The following is a 19,000-nucleotide window of genomic DNA, read 5'->3' as shown; positions in this document are numbered from 1 at the left end:
GCCTCATCCGTCGACGAAGCGGCCACTCTCCGCACTTCAGTGCGTCACGCGACCGGCGCGGGGGGCGGGGCGGGGGGCGTCGCTCAGACGAGCGGGGGCTCCACGGCGGGGGCCACGCCGCGGCCGCCCTCGAGTCGTCTGCTCAGAACCGGGATGGCGGCGAGCTGCAGCACGGCGAGGATGATCAGCGCCTCGCGTGATCCGAGGGTGGAGACGAGCAGGCCTCCAACGAGCGAGCCCGTCGCGTAGCCGGCGCTCGTGAAGGCGGAGAAGACGCCCACGCCTGTGGCCCGTCGCGCGGGATCGAGCCGCTGGGTCGACAGCAGCGTGAGCGCGGGGAACAGCGGCGAGTATCCGACGCCGATGAGCACGGCGCCCACCGCCGCAGACGGGAAGTCGGTGGCGAACGCGAGAACCGCGAGGCCCGCCGCGAGCACCGCCAAGCTGATGCGGGCGGTGATGGTCGCGCCGATGCGATCGGGCAGTCCTCCCAGAAGCAGGCGCGACGCCACGACGCTGAGGGCGAAGACGGTGAAGACGTTCGCGGCTCCGAAGAGGCCTTGCGCCTCGACCCCGTGGCCGATCAGGTGCGCGATGAGGAAGGCGATGAGGAATCCCTCGGCGGCCCAGGCGAGGAAGCCCACGCTTCCAGGGCGCAGGAGGGTGGCGATCAGGGGCCTGCCGGCGGGTGCCGGCTCGGCGCGGTCGACGACAACGCGAGGCGGGGCGCTGCCGTCGCGCGCCAGCATGGCCAGGAACAGGCCCGCGAGCTGCACGAGAACAGCGGTCGCCCAGACCGCCCGGTAACCGAAGGTCTGCAGCAGGTTCTCGCCGATCACCGGACCGAGCGCCAGGCCCACCCACACGCTCAGCCCGAAGAAGCCGAGTGCTCGGCCCCGTTCTCCTACCGGGGTCTCGGCCACCACCCAGGCCGTCAGGGCCGTGGCGACCGCCGCGTTGCCGGCGCCGAAGACGATTCGGCTCGCGGCCAGGCTCGGCACGGTCAGCAGCACCAGCACGAGAAGCAGTCCGACGGCGCTGAGCACGGCCGCGCCCGCGATCACGCGTCGGGGTCCCCAGCGGTCGGTGAGTGCCCCGGCGATGGGCATCGCGATGATCGAGGCGAAGGCGGCCAGCGACACGAGCAGCCCTCCGACGGCGGCGTCCGCCCCCAGCTGCTGCTGCGCGAGGCGGGGGATGACGGGGGTGGTGGCGCCGTTGACGATGTGTCCGGCCGTGGACGCCAGAACCAGCGTCCAGAACGCGATCCCCTTCGTGCGGGTCTCGCGAAGGGGCCTCACCCGGTGGTGTCGAGCGGCCGGCACTCGAGGCTGAGCCACAGCTCGAAGCACGCGCTGCGAGAGAGGGCGGTGGCGCCGATCGACGCGCGGCCCATGCGGCCGGCGTCGGGCCCAAACACGTCGAGCAGCAGATCGCTCGCCGCGTTGGACACCTCGTTGAGCAGCGTGAAACCGGGAGGGCAGAGCACGAAGCAGAGGCCGCGCGAGAGCGCCGCGACCTCGTCGAGGCTGCCGAGCGCGTAGCGGATCATGCCCAGCGCGTTCACTGCCGTGTAGCGGGCGGCCTCGCGAGCCTGTTCCAGGGTGATGTCGACGCCGACGCTTCCGCCGTGCAGCATCTCGCCGCTCCGGGACTCCGGGGTGATTCCGCTGAGTTCGAGCAGGTTGCCGGTGCGATGGAATGCGCGCAGCGAGCTGCCGTAGCGGCCGCCGTAGGGAGGGTCGGAGTAGTCGGGGATCTCGAGGCCGAGCTCGAGTGCTCGTGCCTCTGCGGAGTGCGTCATGTGTCTTCCTCGTGCCGGGCGTCCAGCGTAACCGCCGGTGGCGTAAGTGGATACAACCTGATTAGTATGGGATCCATTATGCATCCAATCTGATGCCATGAGGAAGGAGCCGCGACATGACCATCGGTCTCGAGGGCGATACCAGCGCCTCGCTGCGTGCACGTCCGATCGACGTGTCGGCCGAGCGTTCTCGCACGATCGGCGCGGCCGGTCGCCACTACTTCAACGCGGCCGGATCCGGACTCATGACCGATGCCGTCATCGAGGCCATGGTGCTGCACCTCCGCCTCGAGCAGCGCATGGGCGGATACGAGGCCGCGACGCTCAGAGCACCCGAGCTTGCGGCGGGCTACGAGGCCGCCGCGGCTCTGCTCGGCGCCCGGCCCGACGAGATCGCCTTCTTCGACAGCGCCACCTCCGGCCTGCGCGCCGTCTTCGACGCGCTGCGTCTCGGCGACGGCGACACCGTTCTTGCCCCTCGCTCGAGCTACGTCAGCCAGGCGCTCCGGATGCTCGCTCTCAGCCGGTACGACGGCGTGCGGCTCCGGATCATCGAGACGGATGGCACGGGCGCGATGGACCTCGACGCCCTCGAGAGCGAGCTCGCGTCGGCCCCTGGGCGCACCGTCATCAGCGCCGTGCACATCCCCACCTCATCGGGGCTGGTGGAGCCCGTCGCCGAGATCGGTGCACTCGGCCGCCGCTACGGCGCACTCACCGTGCTCGACGCGACCCAGTCGGTGGGCCACCTCGAGATCGACGTGACGCTGCTCGACTGCGACGCGCTCGTCACCACCGGCCGCAAGTACGTGCGCGGCCCCCGGGGTACCGGATTCGTGTACCTGCGCGCCGGGATGCTCGACGGCATAGGAGGCTGGGCCCCCGACGTGCGAGGCTCGGTATGGACCGGGGCGGAGGAGTGGACGATGGACGACACCGCTCGCCGGCTCGAGACGTGGGAGTTCTCGGTCGCCGCGCGCCTGGGACTGGGCGTCGCGTTGGGCGAGGCGATCGAACGCGGGGCCGCGCAGACCGAGGCTCACCTGGTCTCCTCCGGCACGCGCCTGCGCGACGGTCTCGCCGATATCGCCGGCGTCTCCGTCACCGACCCGCGAGCGTCGCCCTCCGGACTGGTGACGTTCACCGTCGACGGGGTCGCGGGCAAAGGGGTCAGCGCCCAGTTGCGCGAGGCCCGTATCGACTCCATCTCCGTACCCGCCGGGCATGCCCAGTGGGATCTCGGCGCACGCGGCCTCGCGAGCGTCGTGAGGGTGTCACCCCACGTCTACAACGACGACGACGACACGGCGGCGCTGCTCCGGCACGTGGCCGGCATCGCACGGGAGGCGAGCCGATGACTCATCGCGACGTCGTCGTTCTCGGCCTCGGAATCCACGGATCGGCCGCCGCGTTCGAGCTCGCCCAGCGCGGACTCGACGTCGTCGGTGTCGAGCAGTTCGAGTCGGGTCATGTGCGCGGGTCGTCGCACGGCGCGACCCGCATGATCCGACGCGCCTACCCGCATCCGGTCTGGAACGACCTGGTCGACCGCGCCTACCTCGGCTGGGACCGCTGGAACCTCGCGGCCGGCCGCCCGTTCGTGACCACCACGGGTGGGCTCTACGCGCACGACGGAGCGCCGACCCTGCAGGGCGGACACAGCCGACCCGTGGCCGAGGAGGAGCGCAAGACGATCGCTCCCTCGTTCGCGCCCCCGGCCGACTTCGGAGTCGTGCACGATCCCGACGCCGGCGTCATCGACGCGGCCGGCGCCCTCGCCTTCGCCCGCACGGGCGCCCAAGCCGCGGGCGCCGAGCTGAGATTCGGCGAGACGGTGCTCGAGTACAGCGCCGACGCGGGCGTGGTGACCGTGCGCACGTCGGCCGAGACGATCCGCGCCAGACGACTCGTTCTCGCCGGGGGAGCCTGGGCGCCCGCACTTGTTCCCCAGGCGGCGAGCTTCTTCGAGGTGTGGCGCATCGTCACCCTCACCGTTGCCTCGGGCCAGGCCGTCGCCCAGCCCCCGTCGCTCGGCTGCTTCTCGGTCGACCTGCCCGAGGGGCTCGTGTTCGGCCTCCCCGAGGCATCGGGCTCGGGAGCCAAGATCGGCATCGACGCCGGCCCGGTCTGGAACCCGGATGTGCCCGTCGCCCCGCCGACCGAGGCCGAGGTGGCGCAGCTGGCCGAGCTGCTGGGCCGCTTCGTGCCCGGAATCGATACGACACAGGGCGAGGCCGTCGCGTGCCTCTACACGATGACGCCTGACAAGCGCTTCGTCGTGGGCGCCCTGCCCGGAACGCCCGAGGTCGTACTGGCCTCGGCCTGCTCCGGCCACGGCTTCAAGTTCGGCCCGGCCATCGGCGAGGCGGTCGCCGACCTCGTGACCGGCGTGCCTCGGCCCGACCTCGACTTCGTCAGCCCCGCCCGCATGGAGGCCCACGTATGACCACCGACACACCCCGTTCGGCGGCCCGCATCGCCGTGGCCGCACCGCACCCCGCCGGGCTCGAAGCGGCATCCGAGGCCGTCGCCGCGGGAGGCGACGCCATCGACGCGGCGCTCGCGGCTGCGGCGGCGCTGACCGTGGTCTACCCGCACCAGTGCGCGATCGGCGGCGACCTCGTGGCGCTCGTGCGTCGACCCGACGGCAGCGTTACCGCCGTGCTCTCCGCCGGCGCCGCCCCGGCCGCGATCGACGTCGCCTCACTCGCTCGCCACGAGCGGATGCCCAAACAGGGCGCGCAGACCGTGACCGTTCCGGGCGTGGTCGCCGGATGGCGGGCCCTCGACGCGCTCGGCGGACGCCTCGGCCTCGCGGCCCCGCTGCAGCGCGCGGCCCGTCTGGCCGCCGACGGCTTCGCCGTGTCGAAGGGCCTGGCCCGCGCCATCGCGATCCGCCGCGAGGAGCTGCTGGCAGACGAGGGCACGCGCGATATCTTCGGCGACGGGCGGGGCGGACTCGCGGTCGAGGGCGACCTCATCGTGCAGCCCGCGCTCGCGGCCACGCTCGACGAGCTCGCTCTCGATCCCGGCGCCTTCTACGAGGGACGCATCGCCTCCTCCCTGGCCGCGCGGTTGCGCACGCTGGGCGGAGCGCACACAGAGGCCGACTTCGCCGCGCACGAGGCCGAGATCGCCGAACCGGTCACGTCGTCGCTGGGCGGCGCGCGCTGGTGGGTGGCCCCGCCGCCCAGCCAGGGCGTCGTGCTGCTCGGCATCCTGCCCGAGGCGCTCGACGGCGACACGGCCGAGCTCGTGGGTGCCGTGCACCGGGCGGCCCTCATTCGTCAGGCGCAGCTCGGCGACCCGCGCGGTGGCCCGATCGACGTCGACGCGATGCTGCACCCGGGATCCGGCGCGCACGAGGGCGCGCTTCCCCGAGCCGGCCGAGCGCTCGGCGACACCGTCGCCGTGACCGCCGCAGACACCGACGGAACCGTCGTGACCCTCATCCAGAGCGTCTACCAGCTCTTCGGCTCCGGCATCCTCGACCCCGAGACGGGCGTGCTGCTGCACAACCGGGGCTCGGCGTTCAGCACCGACCCCGCGCATCCGGGGCATGTCTGGCCCGGCCTGCGGCCGCCGCACACCCTGCTGCCCGTGATCGCGCAGACCGACGAGCTCGTGGTCGGACTCGGCTGCCAGGGCGGCAGCGCCCAGCCCTGGATCCTCTCGCAGCTCGTGCGCGACCTCATCGACCCCTCCGCAGAACCGGTCGGCACGCTCGGCCGGCCGCGGTTCATCATCGGCGCCCGCGACATCGGCCACGAGGTCATGACGCTGGTCGCCGAGCCCGGGATGCGCGTGGCCGCGGAGGCCGCGCACGATCTCGGTCTGCCCGTGGTCACCACCGACGGTCTCATCGACGACGCCGGCCACGTGCAGGTGGTGCGCCTGCACACCGACGGACGCCTCGACACCGCGAGCGATCCCCGCGCCGACGGGCGAGCCGTCGTCTTCGACGCCCCCTGAACCAGCCCATCCCACCACCCGAAGGAAGCCCTATGACCGCCCACGTTCTCGATCCGCTCACCTCAGCCGAGATCGCCTCGTTCGTCGCAGCGGTGCGCGCCAGCGACCGCATCGGCGTGCGTCCCCGCTTCTGGGGCATCTCCCTCGACGAGGAGAAGGCGAAAGCGCTGAAGCCCGGCGATGCGCGACCCGTGCGCCTCGTCGTGATGAACCCCGACGCGCACGCATCCTGGGAGGTGCGGGGCTGGACGGCCGGACCTGCGAACGACGCGATCGTCGAGGTGTGGTCGGATGTCGACCACCGGCGCCCCGGTGTGTCGAGCGATGAGGCCCGCCTGATCGCCCGGGCGGCGCGCGACTCGCCCCTGCTGGTCGAGGCGCTCGCGAAGCGCGGCATCACCGACACGTCGCTGGTCTGGGTCGACCCCGAGTCGATCACGGGCTTCGTGCCCGACGACCTCGCCGATCGCCGGCTGAGCTGGGGAACCGTCTGGTACCGGGAGTTCCCGGAGGACAACGGCTACGCCCGGCCCGTCGCGGGGCTCGTGCCCATTCTCGACCTCGACACCCTCGAGGTGATCCGCATCGAGGACCACGGCGTGATCCCCATGGCGAGCGAGACGGGCGTGTACACGCCCGGAACCTGGGGGCCGAACCGCACGGTGGCGCCCCTGGATGTCGTGCAGCCCGAGGGCCCCGGCTTCACAATCGAGGGCCGGCAGGTGACGTGGCAGAACTGGTCGTTCCGCGTGGGCTTCAGCCACCGCGAGGGGCTCGTGCTGCACGAGGTGAGCTACCGCGACGGCGACACGGTGCGACCGGTCATCGACCGGGCGGCCGTCAACGAGATGTACGTGCCGTACCTCGACAGCGACCCCACCGCCTACCGCAAGAACTTCTTCGACTGGGGCGAGTACGGCGCGGGGCCGCTGACTGCGAGCCTCGAGCTCGGCTGCGACTGCCTCGGCGAGATCCGCTACTTCGACGTGGAGTACCTCGACGGCCTCGGCGAACCGCAGACGATCGCGAACGGCATCTGCATTCACGAGGAGGACGACTCGATTCTCTGGAAGCACGTCAACACCCGCACGGGAAGCGCCGAGGTGCGCCGCAGCCGCCGACTCGTCATCTCGAGCTTCGCCACGGTCGCGAACTACGACTACGGCTTCTACTGGTCGCTCTATCAAGACGGCTCTATCGAGCTCGAGGTGAAGCTCACCGGCCTCATGTCGGTGTCGGGCATCGCCGACGGCGAGCGCCCCCGCTACGGGCGCCTGGTCGCCCCGAATGTGCAGGCCCCCACCCACCAGCACTACTTCGCGGTACGCCTCGACATGGCGATCGACGGCGCCCTGAACCGCCTCGTCGAGGTGCACGCCGAGCCGGAGCCCGACGAGGCACTGAACCCCTGGGGCAACGCCTGCATCGCGGTCGAGACGCCGATCTCGTCGGAGGCGCTCGGAGCGCGGCGGGCCGACCCGTCGAAGGCCCTGCACTGGAGGGTCGAGAGCGAATCGGCGGTGAACCGCTACGGCGACAGCACCGCCTACCGGCTCGCCATCCAAAACACGGCCCAGCTCTACGCCCGGCCCGGCAGCGTCGTCGAGCGCAAGGCGCCGTTCGTGGCGCAGCACCTCTGGGCCAGCGCGTTCGACCCCGAGCAGCGCTTCATCGCCGGCGAGTACCCCAACCAGGGCGAGCTCGGCGACGACGGCGTGCACGTGTGGCAGCAGGCCGACCGCTCGCTCGAGAACGAGAGGCTCGTGCTGTGGCCCGTGCTCGGCGTGCATCACTTCCCCCGCCCGGAGCAGTGGCCGATCATGCCGGTCGACCGCATCACGCTGCGACTCGAGCCCGACGGATTCTTCGACCGCAACCCCTCGCTCGACGTGCCGCCGTCGGAGATGTCCGACCACTGCGCCGCGCCGAACGCGGAGCACGCGCACGATCACGCCGCGCACGATCACGCCGCGCACGACCACCAGCAGCACGGCCACGAGGGAGGCCGCTGATGTCGCACCTCGCCGACTGGAGCGCGACCCGGCTCGCGAGCTCGATCGCGTCGGGCGACGTCTCGGCCGTCGAGGTGATGCGGGCCCACCTCGAGCGAATCGAGGAACGCAACCCCGACATCCGGGCCGTCGTCTCGCAGCAGCCCGACTCGGTGTCTCTCGCCGCCGCGGAGGAGGCGGACCGTCGCACGGCGAGCGCAAAGGCGGCCGGCGAGCCGCTGCCGGCCCTGCACGGCCTGCCGACCGCAGTGAAAGACCTGATGGATGTCGCGGGCCTGCCCACGACGAACGGCTCGGCCGCGTTCGCCGACGCCCCGCCCGCCCAGCACGACAGCGTGCTCGCGACGCTTCTGCGAGAGGCCGGAGCGCTCATCATCGGCAAGACGAACACCCCGGAGATGGGCCAGGGCGTTCTCACGTTCAACCCCGTGTTCGGCACCACGGTCAACCCGTGGGACACGACCCGGCACGCGGGCGGCTCGAGCGGGGGAGCAGCCGCGGCGCTGGCAGCCCGCATGCTCCCGATTGCCGACGGCTCCGACAGCGGCGGCAGCCTGCGCTATCCGGCCGCGTTCTGCAACGTCGTCGGCGTGCGCCCGACCCCGGGCCGAGTGGCCAGCGGGCGCACCGGCAACGCATGGACGCCGCACGGCGTCACCGGACCGATGGCCCGTGACTCGGCCGACGCCGCGCTGTTCCTAGAGGCGCTCTCGGTCGAGAAGGGCGTCTGGCCCCTGTCGTCGCTTCCCGTGCATGCGGCACGTCCCGTCGAGCTCGACGGGCTGCGCATCGCCTGGAGCGCCGACGCGGGAGGGCTGCCGATCGATCCGGAGATCGCTGCCGTGCACGCCGCGTTCGCCGAGCAGCTGGCAGGACTCGGCGCGATCGTCGAGCCGGGCGAACCCGACTTCGCGGGCGCCGACGAGGCCTGGGAGACGATCGAGACGTTCGAGTTCTTCCTCGGCGGCCACCACGCGGTCGATGCCGGCGCCACCGGATTCCGGCCCGACTACCTGCGCAACGTCGAGCAGGGGCGCCAGACAACGGCGACGCAGCTGGCAGACGCCTACGAGCGGCGTACGCGGGCGTTCCGTGACACGGCCGCGCTGCTCGAGCGCTACGACGTGATCGTGCTGCCCGCCACGCCGGTCGCGGCTCCGGATGCCGGGCTCGAGTGGGTGGAGACGGTCGACGGCAACCGCTTCGAGCGCTACTTCACCTGGCAGATGCTCGCGAACCGCCTGACCCTCACCGCGCATCCGGTGGTCGTCACCTCGGCCGGCTTCACCGCCGACGGGCTCCCCGTGGGTGTGCAGGTCGTCGGTCGCCACGGCCGAGAGCTTCAGTTGCTCGCGGTCACACGGGCGATCGAGGAGGCGACGGGCTGGATCGCCCGCGCGCCGTCGTTCTGATGACGGTCAGCCCGTGAAGACCGTCGACGAGCGGCGCTCGTACCAGTGAGCGAGGTGCTCTCCGGCGCGCAGCACGTGCTGGCGCATGAGGTCGGCGGCGAGCACGCCGTCGCCCGCGGCGAAGGCCTCGAGCAGCGCCTCGTGCTCGCGGAAGTTCTCCTCGCGATGGCGGGCGCTGTCGCGCAGCACGAGGGCGGAGACGTTGCGGGGGAACGCGTCGTTGATCTCGCCCAGCATGCGGGTGAGGCGCGTATTGGCCGAGGCCTCGTAGATCAGTCCGTGGAACTGGTCGTTGGCGGTGCCGTCGTGCTCGGGGGCGGCTCCCGCGGCGAGGGCGACGGAGCGCTCGTACATGGCCGTGTTCACGGCGCGCAGCTCGGCGATGGTCGCGTCGTCGAGTCTGTCGACGGCCCGCTTCGCCGCGAGCGACTCGAGCTCGGCTCGCACCTCGTAGGCCTCGCGCACCTCCCAGGGAACGGGCACGCGCACGACGGCGCCCCGGTTGGGCACGACCTCGATCAGTCCGCCGGTCTGCAGCTGACGCAACGCCTCGCGCACGGGGGTGCGGCTGATGCCGAACTGCGCGGCGAGATCGGCCTGGCGCAGTGGCGCACCGATCGGGATCTCGCCGGACATGATCTTTGCGCGAATGCGCGCGGCGAGATCGTCGACAAGTGCGCTGCCATCGGTTTCGGGCACGTGGTGACCCTCTCTGGTCTGTCGGTCGGAACCGGTCGGTACCCCATGCTGTCAGACAGTGGATACCGTAGGTCCCGAGCCGGGTTAGGCATTCGGAGGGACGGATGTTCAGGATCCGTCGACCTTGTGATTGGATCCAATTATGGGCCCTGATGTACTCGCAGTGATAGGTCGGCCCCGTCGTGTCCCGGAATCTCGTCAGGTCTCGGATTCGCGTCGTGTATCGGATTCGCGATGACGGGCCTCTTCGTCGTCGTTGTCGCCGCTGGCCTCGCGTCCCTGACCTTGGCGATCATCGGCAGGCGGCACAGCGGACGCGTTGCACCTGTGCTCGACTGCGTGATGCTCGCCGCCATGGTCGATGTTCACGTGTCTGCCTTGGGGGCAGTTCCGGCTCCTCTGTGGTCGCTTCTGCTTGTCGGATGCGCGATGGCGAGCGCATTCACAAGCCGGATGCGCGGCTCGCGTCACGCGGGTGCGGCCGCTGCGCACCTGCACTCGGCGGGCATGCTGCTGGGCGCCGTGCTCGTTCTGCTGGTCGGGGCCGCCGCGCCCGACGCGGCCGTGCTCGCGGGCCCCGGCGCATCCGGAATCGTACACGCGCACGGCGCCGTGCCGTCGTCGGCTCTCGTCGTGGCGGTGGCCGGGGCCGTGGCCGCGTACTCGGCCGCGGTGGTGTGGGTCGTGCTGCGCCGACCGGGCCGCGTCGAAGCGGCGCGCTGTCTGGCATCGCTCGCCGGGCTGCTCGCCATGGCCGCGATGGTCGTGCTGCCCGCGCTGAACTGACGATGTGCGGGACGGAGAGTTCAGTATTGGATCCAATTGTGGTTCAATCGGATGTAATTACCGCGCGCTGTTCGTACCGCGCCGAGAAGCCAGGAGACGCCGCATGATCATCGATGCCTACAACACCACCCAGGATCGCCGAGGCCGCAGCGACTACCTCAGCGGAGTCCGGCCCGGCGAGAAGCTGCCGGAGTACACGCCCTTCGACGTGCGGCGCATCCTCGACCGCATGGATGCCGCCGGCGTCGACAAGGCGATGGTCTGTTCGCTTGCGCAGGGCATCGAGAACGACTTCCTGATCGATCTCGTCGCCCAGCATCCCGACCGGCTCTTCGGCTTCGGCCAGGTCATGCCGCAGTGGGACAACGCCACCGACGAGATCCGCCGCTTCGCCGACGCGGGCCTGGTGGGTCTCAAGCTGCACCCGAGCATGCACGGCTACCACGTGGCCGATCACGGCCTGCTCGACCCGCTGTTCGAGGTCTGCGCCGAGCTGGGCCTGCCCGTGCTGATCAACGCCCTGGACGACGCGTTCTGCGCACCGTTCGCCATCGAGGAGATCGCGAAGGGGCATCCGACCGTGCCGACGATCATCGCCCACATGGGCGCCGTGTGGAACGTGCCCGAGGCCATCATCGTGGCCGAGCGCAATCCGCACATCTACCTCGAGACCTCGGCGACGCTCATGTCCGACGTGAAGCGCGCATACGCTCGGCTCGGCGCCGAGAAGATCCTGCTGGGCTCGGAGTGGCCGGGCAGTGACTTCGACCTGGAGCGCATGAAGATCGCGAAGGCCGTTCCCGACGAGGCCGACCGCGCCCTCATCGAGGGGGGAAACATGGCCCGCATCATGGGCTGGTCGTGAGCGGCTCGAACCGGCCCGTGCTCGACGGCCCTCCGGCAGGCATGGGCGACGACGACCGCGAACTCCTCGCGGTCGCGCTCGAGATTCTGGATGCCCGCTACCTCGTCGGCGTGCACGAGGTCGCCGCGGCGCTGCGGCTCGCAGACGGTCGCATCGTGACGGGCCTGCACGTCGAGGCGACGGCCGGCCGCGCGTCGGTGTGCGCCGAGTCGGCGGCACTGAGCGCGGCGGTCATCGCGGGTTCGCCGGTGGTGTCGGTCGTCGGAGTGCTGCGCCGCCCGGGCGGCAGCCGGCACATCATCGAGCCGTGCGGCGTGTGCGCCGAACTCCTCGCCGATCACGCGCCCGACGCATCCGTCTGGGTCGCGGTCGGCGACGGATTCGCCCCCGTGGGCGTGCAGGAGCTCCTGCCGTTCCGCCGCCGCCGGGTGGGTCGCGAGGTTCAGCCATGACGGCGCCCACCACTGCCCGGCTGATCGTCGGCACCATCCGCACGATGGACGACGAGCTCCCCGAGGCCGAGGCGATGCTGATCGACGGCGAGCGCATCGCGGCGATCGGCTCGCTCGACGAGGTGCGCGCGGCGGCTCCCGCGGGCGCGATCGAGGAGCGCTTCGAGGGTGTCATCGTGCCCGGCTTCATCGACGCGCACTCGCACATGCAGCGGGCGGGTCTGAAGGCTCTGCAGCTGCTCGGCGAGGGCGCTGATGCCGCGACCTTCTCGGCGGTGATGCTCGCCGACGGCGACGCAGATCCGGATGCCCCGGATTGGCTCGGCGACACGCCCCCGCGTCTCGAGGATCGGCTCGCCGCCCTCGCTCGTGTGCAGCCCCTTCTGCACGCGATGGGCTTCACCGGAGTCGTCGACCCGGCCGTGACCGTCGACGAGCTCGCCGGCTACCGCGAGGCGCATCGCCGGTCGCAGCTGACCCTGCGCGTGGTGGCCATGCCGTGGCCGCAGCTCGGATCGGAGAAGGTGCCCGACGTCGACGCCGCGCTGCGCGTTCTCGACGGCATCGAGGGCGCGACCGGCGACGGCGACGACCGCCTGCGGCTCGGCCCGATCAAGGTCTACTACGACGGGGAGGGCATGAAGGGCCAGGCGCTGCTCGAGCGGCCATGGGTCGGCGATGATCATGGCGTTCAGCGCCTCTCTGCCGACGAGTTCGCGCGTCTCGCTTCTGCTTGCGTCGAGCGCGGCTGGGGCCTCGGGGTGCATGCGGTCGGAAGCCGTGCGGTCGAGCAGGTGCTCGACGGTCTCGAGGCCGCGGCGCCGGCCTCTGTTCTCGGCCCGCTGCGCTGCCAGCTGATCCATGCGTATCTCGAGCCGAGCGTCGAGAGCATGCGCCGCGCAGCCCGGCTCGGAGTCATCGCGTCTTTGCAGCCATCCATCGCCTGGAACAACGCGCGAGGTCTGGCCGAGCGCCTCGGCGACCGCGCATCCTCGGTCAACCCGATGCGGGCGTGGCTCGACGCGGGAACCACGGTCGCCATGGGAAGCGACGCCCCCTACTTTCCGTTCGACCCTCGCGAGCTCGTCTCGACCGCCGTCGAGAGACGGATGCGCGGGCTGGATGTCCCGCTCGGCCCGGATCAGGCGATCACGGTTCTCGAGGCGGTGCAGGCGTACACGCGCGGCGCGGCGTACGCCGCCTTCGCGGAGGACCGCTGCGGAATGCTGCGCGAGGGATTCCTCGCCGACTGGGCGCTGCTCGACGTCGACCCCACCGTGTGCACTGCGTCGGAGTTCGCCGCATCGCGCGTGCTGCGCACGGAGGTGGGCGGAACTCCCGTGCACCAGCTACCGCCCGCACGCTGACCGAGCTCCCACGCGAGGCGTGCGCTGATTGAGTAGCCGCGCGAGGAACGAGCCGGCGTATCGAAATCCGTCCGGTGGTGGTCTCGATACGCTCGTTCCTCGCTACTCGACCGGCGAAACGGGCGGAGATGAGCACATCCGACGCAAATACTGCGTCGGTGTGGCGTATCTCCTCCCGTTCGCCAGGTTGGGCGGAGATATCGAGCCACCGGCCGCCTATGCGTCCCGGCAGGCAGGAATCTCCGCCCGGGGTCCGCGGTACGCGGGAAAATCTCCGGCATTTGTAATCCCCTCGAAACATTATTGGATGCGTATCGCACTAGATTGGATCCAAGTTGAGAGACCGGCTTCCGATTCGCCTGCGCGAAGACGGTTCGCCTGCGGCCTCGACCACACGCTCTGCACCCGACGCACCACAGACATCCTTTGGAGGACAGCACCATGGTTAGGAAGAGAATGATCGCCGGCGTCGCGCTGGTGGCGGCGGCGGGCCTCGCGCTCAGCGCCTGCTCCACCGGCGCGCCCCAGGCCACCTCTGGCTCCACCGACACGATCAATGCCGAACTCTGGTACGCCCCGGCCACCTTCGATCCCGCGAAGGCCTCGGCATCGAGCGACGTGACCGTCGCCCGCCTCGGCTTCGACACCCTGCTGCGTCAGGGCGAGACCGAGGGATACATCGGAGGCCTCGCCACCGACTGGTCGTCGACCTCGGCCTCCGACTACACGTTCACCATTCGAGACGACGCCACCTGCTCCGACGGCACCCCGATCACCCCGACCGTCGTCGCCGACTCGTTCGGCTACCTGGTCGGCCTCGACGACTCGGGCGCCCAGACCTGGAAGAACCAGGCCTTCGGCTCCGGTACCCCCACCTTCACTCCGGACGACGCTGCCGGAACCCTGGCCATCTCACTCAGTGCGCCGTATTCGCAGATGCTGGGCGGGCTCACCCGCCCCGGCTCCGGCATCATCTGCCCCGCAGGCATCGCCGACCCCGAAGGTCTCGCGGCGGGCACTGTTGCCGGCGCCTGGTCGGGCCCGTACACGTTGAGCGAGTCCGCGGCCGGAAAGAGCGTGCAGTACGAGCTGCGAGATGACTACGACGCGTGGCCCGCCTGGGAGAACGTGGAAGGCAAGCCGGCCAAGACGATCAACCTCACGGTGCAGGCCGACTCCAACACGAGCGCCAACCTGCTCGAGTCTGGCGGCGTCGACCTCGCCCGTTTCTACGACGCCAACGCCCAGCGTTTTGAAGGCAATGGATACTCCACGGTCACCTTCGCCAGCTCGGCCTACAACCTGGTGTTCAACCAGGCGCCCGGCGCCGGTTCGGTCTTCGAGGGCAACCAGGAGCTGCGCGCCGCCGTCGCGCAGGCCATCGACCGCGAGGGCTTCAATGCCGCCGGTCTCGACAGCCTCGGCGTCGAGCAGAACACCGTCAACGCTGCGAGCTACCGCTGCGCACTCGACGACCCGTCGCTGGTTCAGTCCTACGACCCCGCTGCGGCCGCGAAGGTTCTGAACGGCAAGACCATTCGACTGCTGATGATGTCGAACTGGGACCCGGCAGCAGACTTCCTGGCCGAGTCGCTTCGTGCGGCCGGCGCAACGGTCACGGTCTCGGCACCCGACCCCGCCGACTGGACCAAGCAGATGCGCACCCAGCCCGAGACCTGGGATGTGGCCATCGCGGCAGAGAACGCCGAGGCAGGGCTCATCGACACGTCGATCGCGCGCTACCTCGGACCGACCTACGCCCAGGGCGGCACGAACGTGGCCTCGAGCGACAACCCCGAGGGCGTGGCCGACTACCAGGCCGGAATGAGCGCGACCGACCCCGACGAGCAGTGCGCCGACTTCGAGGCCGCGCAGAAGACGATTCTGGAGCGCGTCGACATGGCACCGCTGATCACCGACACCCACCGCTACGTGGCACGCGAGGGATTCGCCTCGTACGTGTTCTCGGGCTACTGGGACATCTCGGCCATGCGCATCACCTCGTAACGACATGACGCACCGCCCGGACCGGAGTACTGAGGAGAACACGCGATGAGCACCACGACCGCCGAAGGCCTCTCGGCGCCCGGTCCGGGCACCCCGACAAACGGCCGCCCCGTCAAGGCGGCCACCCTCGCCGGCGCGTGGCGCACGTTCCTCGTGCGCCGCGTCGTCGGCCTCGTCGTGAACCTGGCGCTGCTCGTGCTGGTCACCTTCCTGATCGTGCAGCTGATTCCCGGCGACCCGGCCACGGCCATCGCCGGCGAGAACGCCAGCCTCGACCAGGTGGAGCTAGTGCGCACCCAGCTCGGCCTCGACCAGTCGCTGCCGGTGCAGCTCTGGACCTATCTCTCGGGAGTCGTGCAGGGCGACTTCGGTGACTCGTACCGATACCGGCAGCCGGCGATGGACATCGTGATGACGGCCGTGCCGTACACGCTCACGATCACCATCGCCGCCGTGCTGCTCCTGCTGGTGCTCGGCATCGCCCTCGGCATGGCCGTGGGCGTGGCCACGCGCGGCGACCGTCGGCGCTGGCTCGATCTCTCGTTCAGCGTCGTGACGGGAATCATCTCGTCGATTCCCACCTATGTGCTCGCCACCGGCTTCGTGGTGGTGTTCGCCGTGCTGTGGCGCGTGCTGCCGCCGGCCTATTCGCCGGCCTACAACCTCGGCACGGCGGCCATCCTGCCCATCGCCTCGCTCTCGATCGGCGGCATCTGCTCGGTCGCCCGCATCGTGCGTCGCGAGACGGCCGTGATCCTCGAGCAGGACTACATGCGCACCGCGCGTGGCTGGCGCCTGCCGACGCTGTCGCTGTACGTGAAGCACATGCTGCCCAACCTGCTGACCACGGCACTCACCCTGTCGGGCATCATCCTCACCGCCCTGCTGGGATCGGCGCTCATCACCGAGGCCGTGTTCGCGTGGCCCGGCCTCGGTGGCGTGATCGTGCAGGCCATCGCCATCGACAAGGACTACCCGGTGATCCGCGCGGCCGTGTTCGTGATCGGGCTGATCTCGCTGGTCATGACCCTGGTCATCGACATCATCCTCGGTCTCATCGACCCCCGAACTCTCGGAGAAAAGCGTGACTGAGTCGAATCCCGCCGCCCTCGCCCGCATGGCGGAGGCCCCCGCCGACCGGCCGCGCCGCTTCGCCTGGAATCCCGGTCTCGTGATCGGTCTCGTTATGCTCGCTGTCGTGGCGGTCATCGCCGTGGTCGCGCCGCTGATGTTCGGCACGCAGGCCACCGGCGTGGGCAGCGACCCTGGCCAGGGAACGAGCGCCGCGCATCCGCTCGGAACCGACACGCTCGGACGCGACATGCTCGCCCGAACGCTCGTGGCCACCCAGTCGACCGTGCTGATGGCGCTCTTCGCGACAGCGCTCTCGTCGATCGTGGGAATCGCCTTCGGGATCGGCGTGTGGTTGGCGCCCCGGCGCATCCGGGAACTGGGCCTGCGACTGATCGAGTTCGCCGTGAGCTACCCGACCATGCTGGTCGCCATCATCGTCGCGGCGATCCTCGGCCAGGGGGTCGTGCAGGTGGTCGTGGCCGTGGCCGTGGCGAACATCGCCGGCTTCGCCCGGCTCACGGCCAACCTCGCCGCGAAGATCTCGTCGAGCGAATACGTGACGACCGCGCGGCTCATGGGCGTGCCGGTGCATCGACTCGCCCTGCGCCACGTGCTGCCGAACATGGCGGAGCCCATCCTGATTCTCATCGCCGGGGCATTCTCGGGCGCCCTCGTCGAGATCTCGGGACTCTCGTTCATCGGGCTCGGCGCGCAGAGCCCGGCGTTCGACTGGGGAACTCTCCTCAACGACGGCCTGAGCAGGATCGCCGTGAACCCGATCGTGATCGTGGGGCCGGCGGTGGCGCTGACCTTCACCTCGCTCGCCGCGCTCATGGTCGGCGACGGCCTCGCCGCGGCCGCGAACCCCCGATCGAACTCCACCCGCGCCCGTCTCGTGCGGGCAGAGGGCGAACCGGCCGTCGTTCTCGACGAGGCAGACGACACCGTTCTGGTCGCCGACGGCATCACGGTGCTGCACGGCACCACCGGGCGGCCCCTCGTCTCCGACGTGTCGTTCACGATCCGCCGCGGCGAGGTGCTCGGCATCGTCGGCGAATCCGGCTCGGGCAAGTCTCTCACCGCGTCGGTGGTGGCCCGGCTGCTCGGCGAGGGCCTCGAGGCCTCGGCCCGGCGCCTCGAGCTCGGCGGCACAGATCTGCTCGGCCGCGTATCCGGTCGCACCCTCGCGTCGAAGATCGGCCTCGTCTACCAGGACCCCGGAACGGCCCTCAACCCGGCCCTCATCCTCGGCACCCAGCTGTCGGACGTGCTCACGATGCGGCTCGGCTTCTCGCGGCGCGGGGCCCTCGGGCTTCTGGCGCGAGCGTTCGAGGCGGTGAAGCTGAGCGATCCTGAGGGTCGACTGCGGCAGCATCCGCACCAGCTCTCGGGCGGCATGAAGCAGCGCGCCATGATCGCATCGGCCATGAGCACCAAGCCCGATCTCTTGATCGCCGACGAGCCGACCACCGCCCTCGACGTGACCGTGCAGCGCGAGGTGTTGTCGCTGCTCAAGCGCATGAACGAGCAGTCGGGCACCGCGGTGCTGTTCATCTCACACGACCTCGGCGTCGTTCGCGCGCTCTGCGATCGCGTGCTCGTGATGAAGGACGGCCGCATCGTCGAGCGCATCGACGACGTCGCCACACTCTCGGAGGACACCGTGGAACATCCGTATACGAAGCAGCTCCTCGCCGCGACGCCGACCGTTGCCGTGAAGGCGTCGGCGTCGGCACCGGCGAAAGCGCAGGCGACGGCGCCGGGGGAGGCCCGCGCATGAGCGAGCCGATGGTCGACGTCCGCGGCCTCGATGTCGCGTTCGGTTCTGCGCAGGTGCTGCGCGAGGTCGATCTGCGTCTCGAGCGGGGACGGACCGTGGGTGTCGTGGGCGAATCCGGCTCGGGCAAGTCGACGCTCGCGAAGGTTCTCGTCGGAACGGTGCGCGCGGCATCCGGAACCGCGACCGTCGACGGCGTCGACATCGTCGCGGCAGACCGCCGGGCCATGCGCGCGTACCGCCGCCGCACCCAGATGATTCCGCAGGACCCGTACTCGTCGCTGTCTCCGCGCCGCACGATCGCACAGACGCTCGCCGAGGCCATCGACCCCGCTCGGGGCCGCGTGGCGACGCACGAGCAGCTGATCGCCGAGTGGCTGGTGCGTGTCGGCCTGGCACCGGAGATGATGCACCGCCACCCGCACGAGTTCTCGGGCGGTCAGCGCCAGCGCATCGCGATCGCGCGCGGTCTCATCATCGACCCGCACCTCGTGATCGCCGACGAGATCACCTCGGCGCTCGACGTGTCGGTGCAGGCGCAGATCCTCGAACTGCTCGCCTCGATCAAGGAGTCGATGGGCGTGACCATGATGTTCATCTCGCACAACCTGGCCGTAGTGCAGCGCGTGAGCGACGACGTGGTGGTGCTCTACCAGGGCGAGGTGGTCGAGTCCGGCCCGGTCGAGCAGGTCTACTCCGATCCGCAGCACTGGTACACCCGCCGGCTGCTCGACGCCGATCCGGGCGCGCCCGGTTTCAGTCTCGCCGGCTGA

16 protein-coding genes are annotated in these 19,000 nt (G+C 70.5%); 13 read left to right on the top strand and 3 right to left on the bottom strand.

The features are described from left to right. Window positions 1–83: 83 nt before the first annotated feature. Window positions 84–1,301 carry an MFS transporter gene (locus ASF06_RS09520; protein WP_055945920.1) on the bottom strand — a complete coding sequence of 406 codons (1,218 nt, stop codon included), beginning with the start codon at window positions 1,299–1,301 and terminating at the stop codon, window positions 84–86. Next, window positions 1,298–1,804, bottom strand: a complete 507-nt coding sequence (locus tag ASF06_RS09515; RefSeq protein WP_055945917.1) for a RidA family protein — start codon at window positions 1,802–1,804, stop codon at window positions 1,298–1,300. Before ASF06_RS09515 ends, ASF06_RS09520 begins: the two co-directional genes overlap by 4 nt. 116 nt (window positions 1,805–1,920) lie before the next feature. On the opposite strand from ASF06_RS09515, the gene ASF06_RS09510 reads away from it, so the two are divergent. The 5 genes from ASF06_RS09510 to ASF06_RS09490 are packed head-to-tail and all read left to right on the top strand — an operon-like array spanning window position 1,921 to window position 9,200. Then, window positions 1,921–3,162 carry an aminotransferase class V-fold PLP-dependent enzyme gene (locus tag ASF06_RS09510; RefSeq protein WP_055945915.1) on the top strand — a complete coding sequence of 414 codons (1,242 nt, stop codon included), beginning with the start codon at window positions 1,921–1,923 and terminating at the stop codon, window positions 3,160–3,162. Beyond that, entirely contained in the window at window positions 3,159–4,250 is a 1,092-nt protein-coding gene (locus tag ASF06_RS09505; RefSeq protein ID WP_055945912.1) for an FAD-dependent oxidoreductase, read from the top strand. The genes ASF06_RS09510 and ASF06_RS09505 overlap by 4 nt, the downstream gene beginning before the upstream one ends. Further along, complete coding sequence (locus ASF06_RS09500; protein WP_055945908.1) at window positions 4,247–5,776, top strand: gamma-glutamyltransferase; 1,530 nt, start codon at window positions 4,247–4,249, stop codon at window positions 5,774–5,776. Before ASF06_RS09505 ends, ASF06_RS09500 begins: the two co-directional genes overlap by 4 nt. 32 nt (window positions 5,777–5,808) lie before the next feature. Beyond that, window positions 5,809–7,788: a primary-amine oxidase gene (locus tag ASF06_RS09495; protein WP_082500819.1), complete on the top strand. Its 1,980-nt coding sequence runs from the start codon at window positions 5,809–5,811 to the stop codon at window positions 7,786–7,788. Continuing rightward, window positions 7,788–9,200, top strand: a complete 1,413-nt coding sequence (locus ASF06_RS09490) for an amidase (RefSeq protein ID WP_055945905.1) — start codon at window positions 7,788–7,790, stop codon at window positions 9,198–9,200. The genes ASF06_RS09495 and ASF06_RS09490 overlap by 1 nt, the downstream gene beginning before the upstream one ends. 6 nt (window positions 9,201–9,206) lie before the next feature. On the opposite strand, the gene ASF06_RS09485 is transcribed toward ASF06_RS09490, so the two are convergent. Continuing rightward, window positions 9,207–9,899 (bottom strand): GntR family transcriptional regulator, encoded by a 693-nt coding sequence (locus ASF06_RS09485; protein ID WP_055925708.1) that lies wholly within the window; start codon window positions 9,897–9,899, stop codon window positions 9,207–9,209. A gap of 234 nt (window positions 9,900–10,133) precedes the next feature. On the opposite strand from ASF06_RS09485, the gene ASF06_RS09480 reads away from it, so the two are divergent. The 8 genes from ASF06_RS09480 (at window position 10,134) to ASF06_RS09445 (ending at window position 19,000) form a co-directional block, all read left to right on the top strand. Continuing rightward, window positions 10,134–10,685: a hypothetical protein gene (locus ASF06_RS09480; protein ID WP_055945902.1), complete on the top strand. Its 552-nt coding sequence runs from the start codon at window positions 10,134–10,136 to the stop codon at window positions 10,683–10,685. Window positions 10,686–10,788: 103 nt separating this feature from the next. After that, window positions 10,789–11,550 (top strand): amidohydrolase family protein, encoded by a 762-nt coding sequence (locus ASF06_RS09475; protein ID WP_055945899.1) that lies wholly within the window; start codon window positions 10,789–10,791, stop codon window positions 11,548–11,550. Further along, entirely contained in the window at window positions 11,547–12,002 is a 456-nt protein-coding gene (locus ASF06_RS09470) for a cytidine deaminase (protein WP_055945896.1), read from the top strand. The genes ASF06_RS09475 and ASF06_RS09470 overlap by 4 nt, the downstream gene beginning before the upstream one ends. Next, complete coding sequence (locus ASF06_RS09465) at window positions 11,999–13,369, top strand: amidohydrolase (protein WP_055945893.1); 1,371 nt, start codon at window positions 11,999–12,001, stop codon at window positions 13,367–13,369. The genes ASF06_RS09470 and ASF06_RS09465 overlap by 4 nt, the downstream gene beginning before the upstream one ends. Before the next feature lie 441 nt (window positions 13,370–13,810). Then, window positions 13,811–15,376, top strand: a complete 1,566-nt coding sequence (locus tag ASF06_RS09460; RefSeq protein ID WP_082500818.1) for an ABC transporter substrate-binding protein — start codon at window positions 13,811–13,813, stop codon at window positions 15,374–15,376. A gap of 45 nt (window positions 15,377–15,421) precedes the next feature. Continuing rightward, window positions 15,422–16,468, top strand: coding sequence for an ABC transporter permease (locus ASF06_RS09455; RefSeq protein WP_082500817.1), 1,047 nt, complete (start codon window positions 15,422–15,424; stop codon window positions 16,466–16,468). Next, window positions 16,461–18,230, top strand: a complete 1,770-nt coding sequence (locus ASF06_RS09450) for a dipeptide/oligopeptide/nickel ABC transporter permease/ATP-binding protein (protein ID WP_235500959.1) — start codon at window positions 16,461–16,463, stop codon at window positions 18,228–18,230. The genes ASF06_RS09455 and ASF06_RS09450 overlap by 8 nt, the downstream gene beginning before the upstream one ends. Further along, entirely contained in the window at window positions 18,227–19,000 is a 774-nt protein-coding gene (locus tag ASF06_RS09445) for an ABC transporter ATP-binding protein (protein ID WP_055945887.1), read from the top strand. Before ASF06_RS09450 ends, ASF06_RS09445 begins: the two co-directional genes overlap by 4 nt.

Origin of the sequence: Agreia sp. Leaf244 (assembly GCF_001422695.1) — a bacterium.
Classification (GTDB): Bacteria; Actinomycetota; Actinomycetes; order Actinomycetales; family Microbacteriaceae; genus Agreia.
Note: the sequence above shows the minus strand (reverse complement) of the source record. Positions and strands in the feature narration are given on the sequence as shown.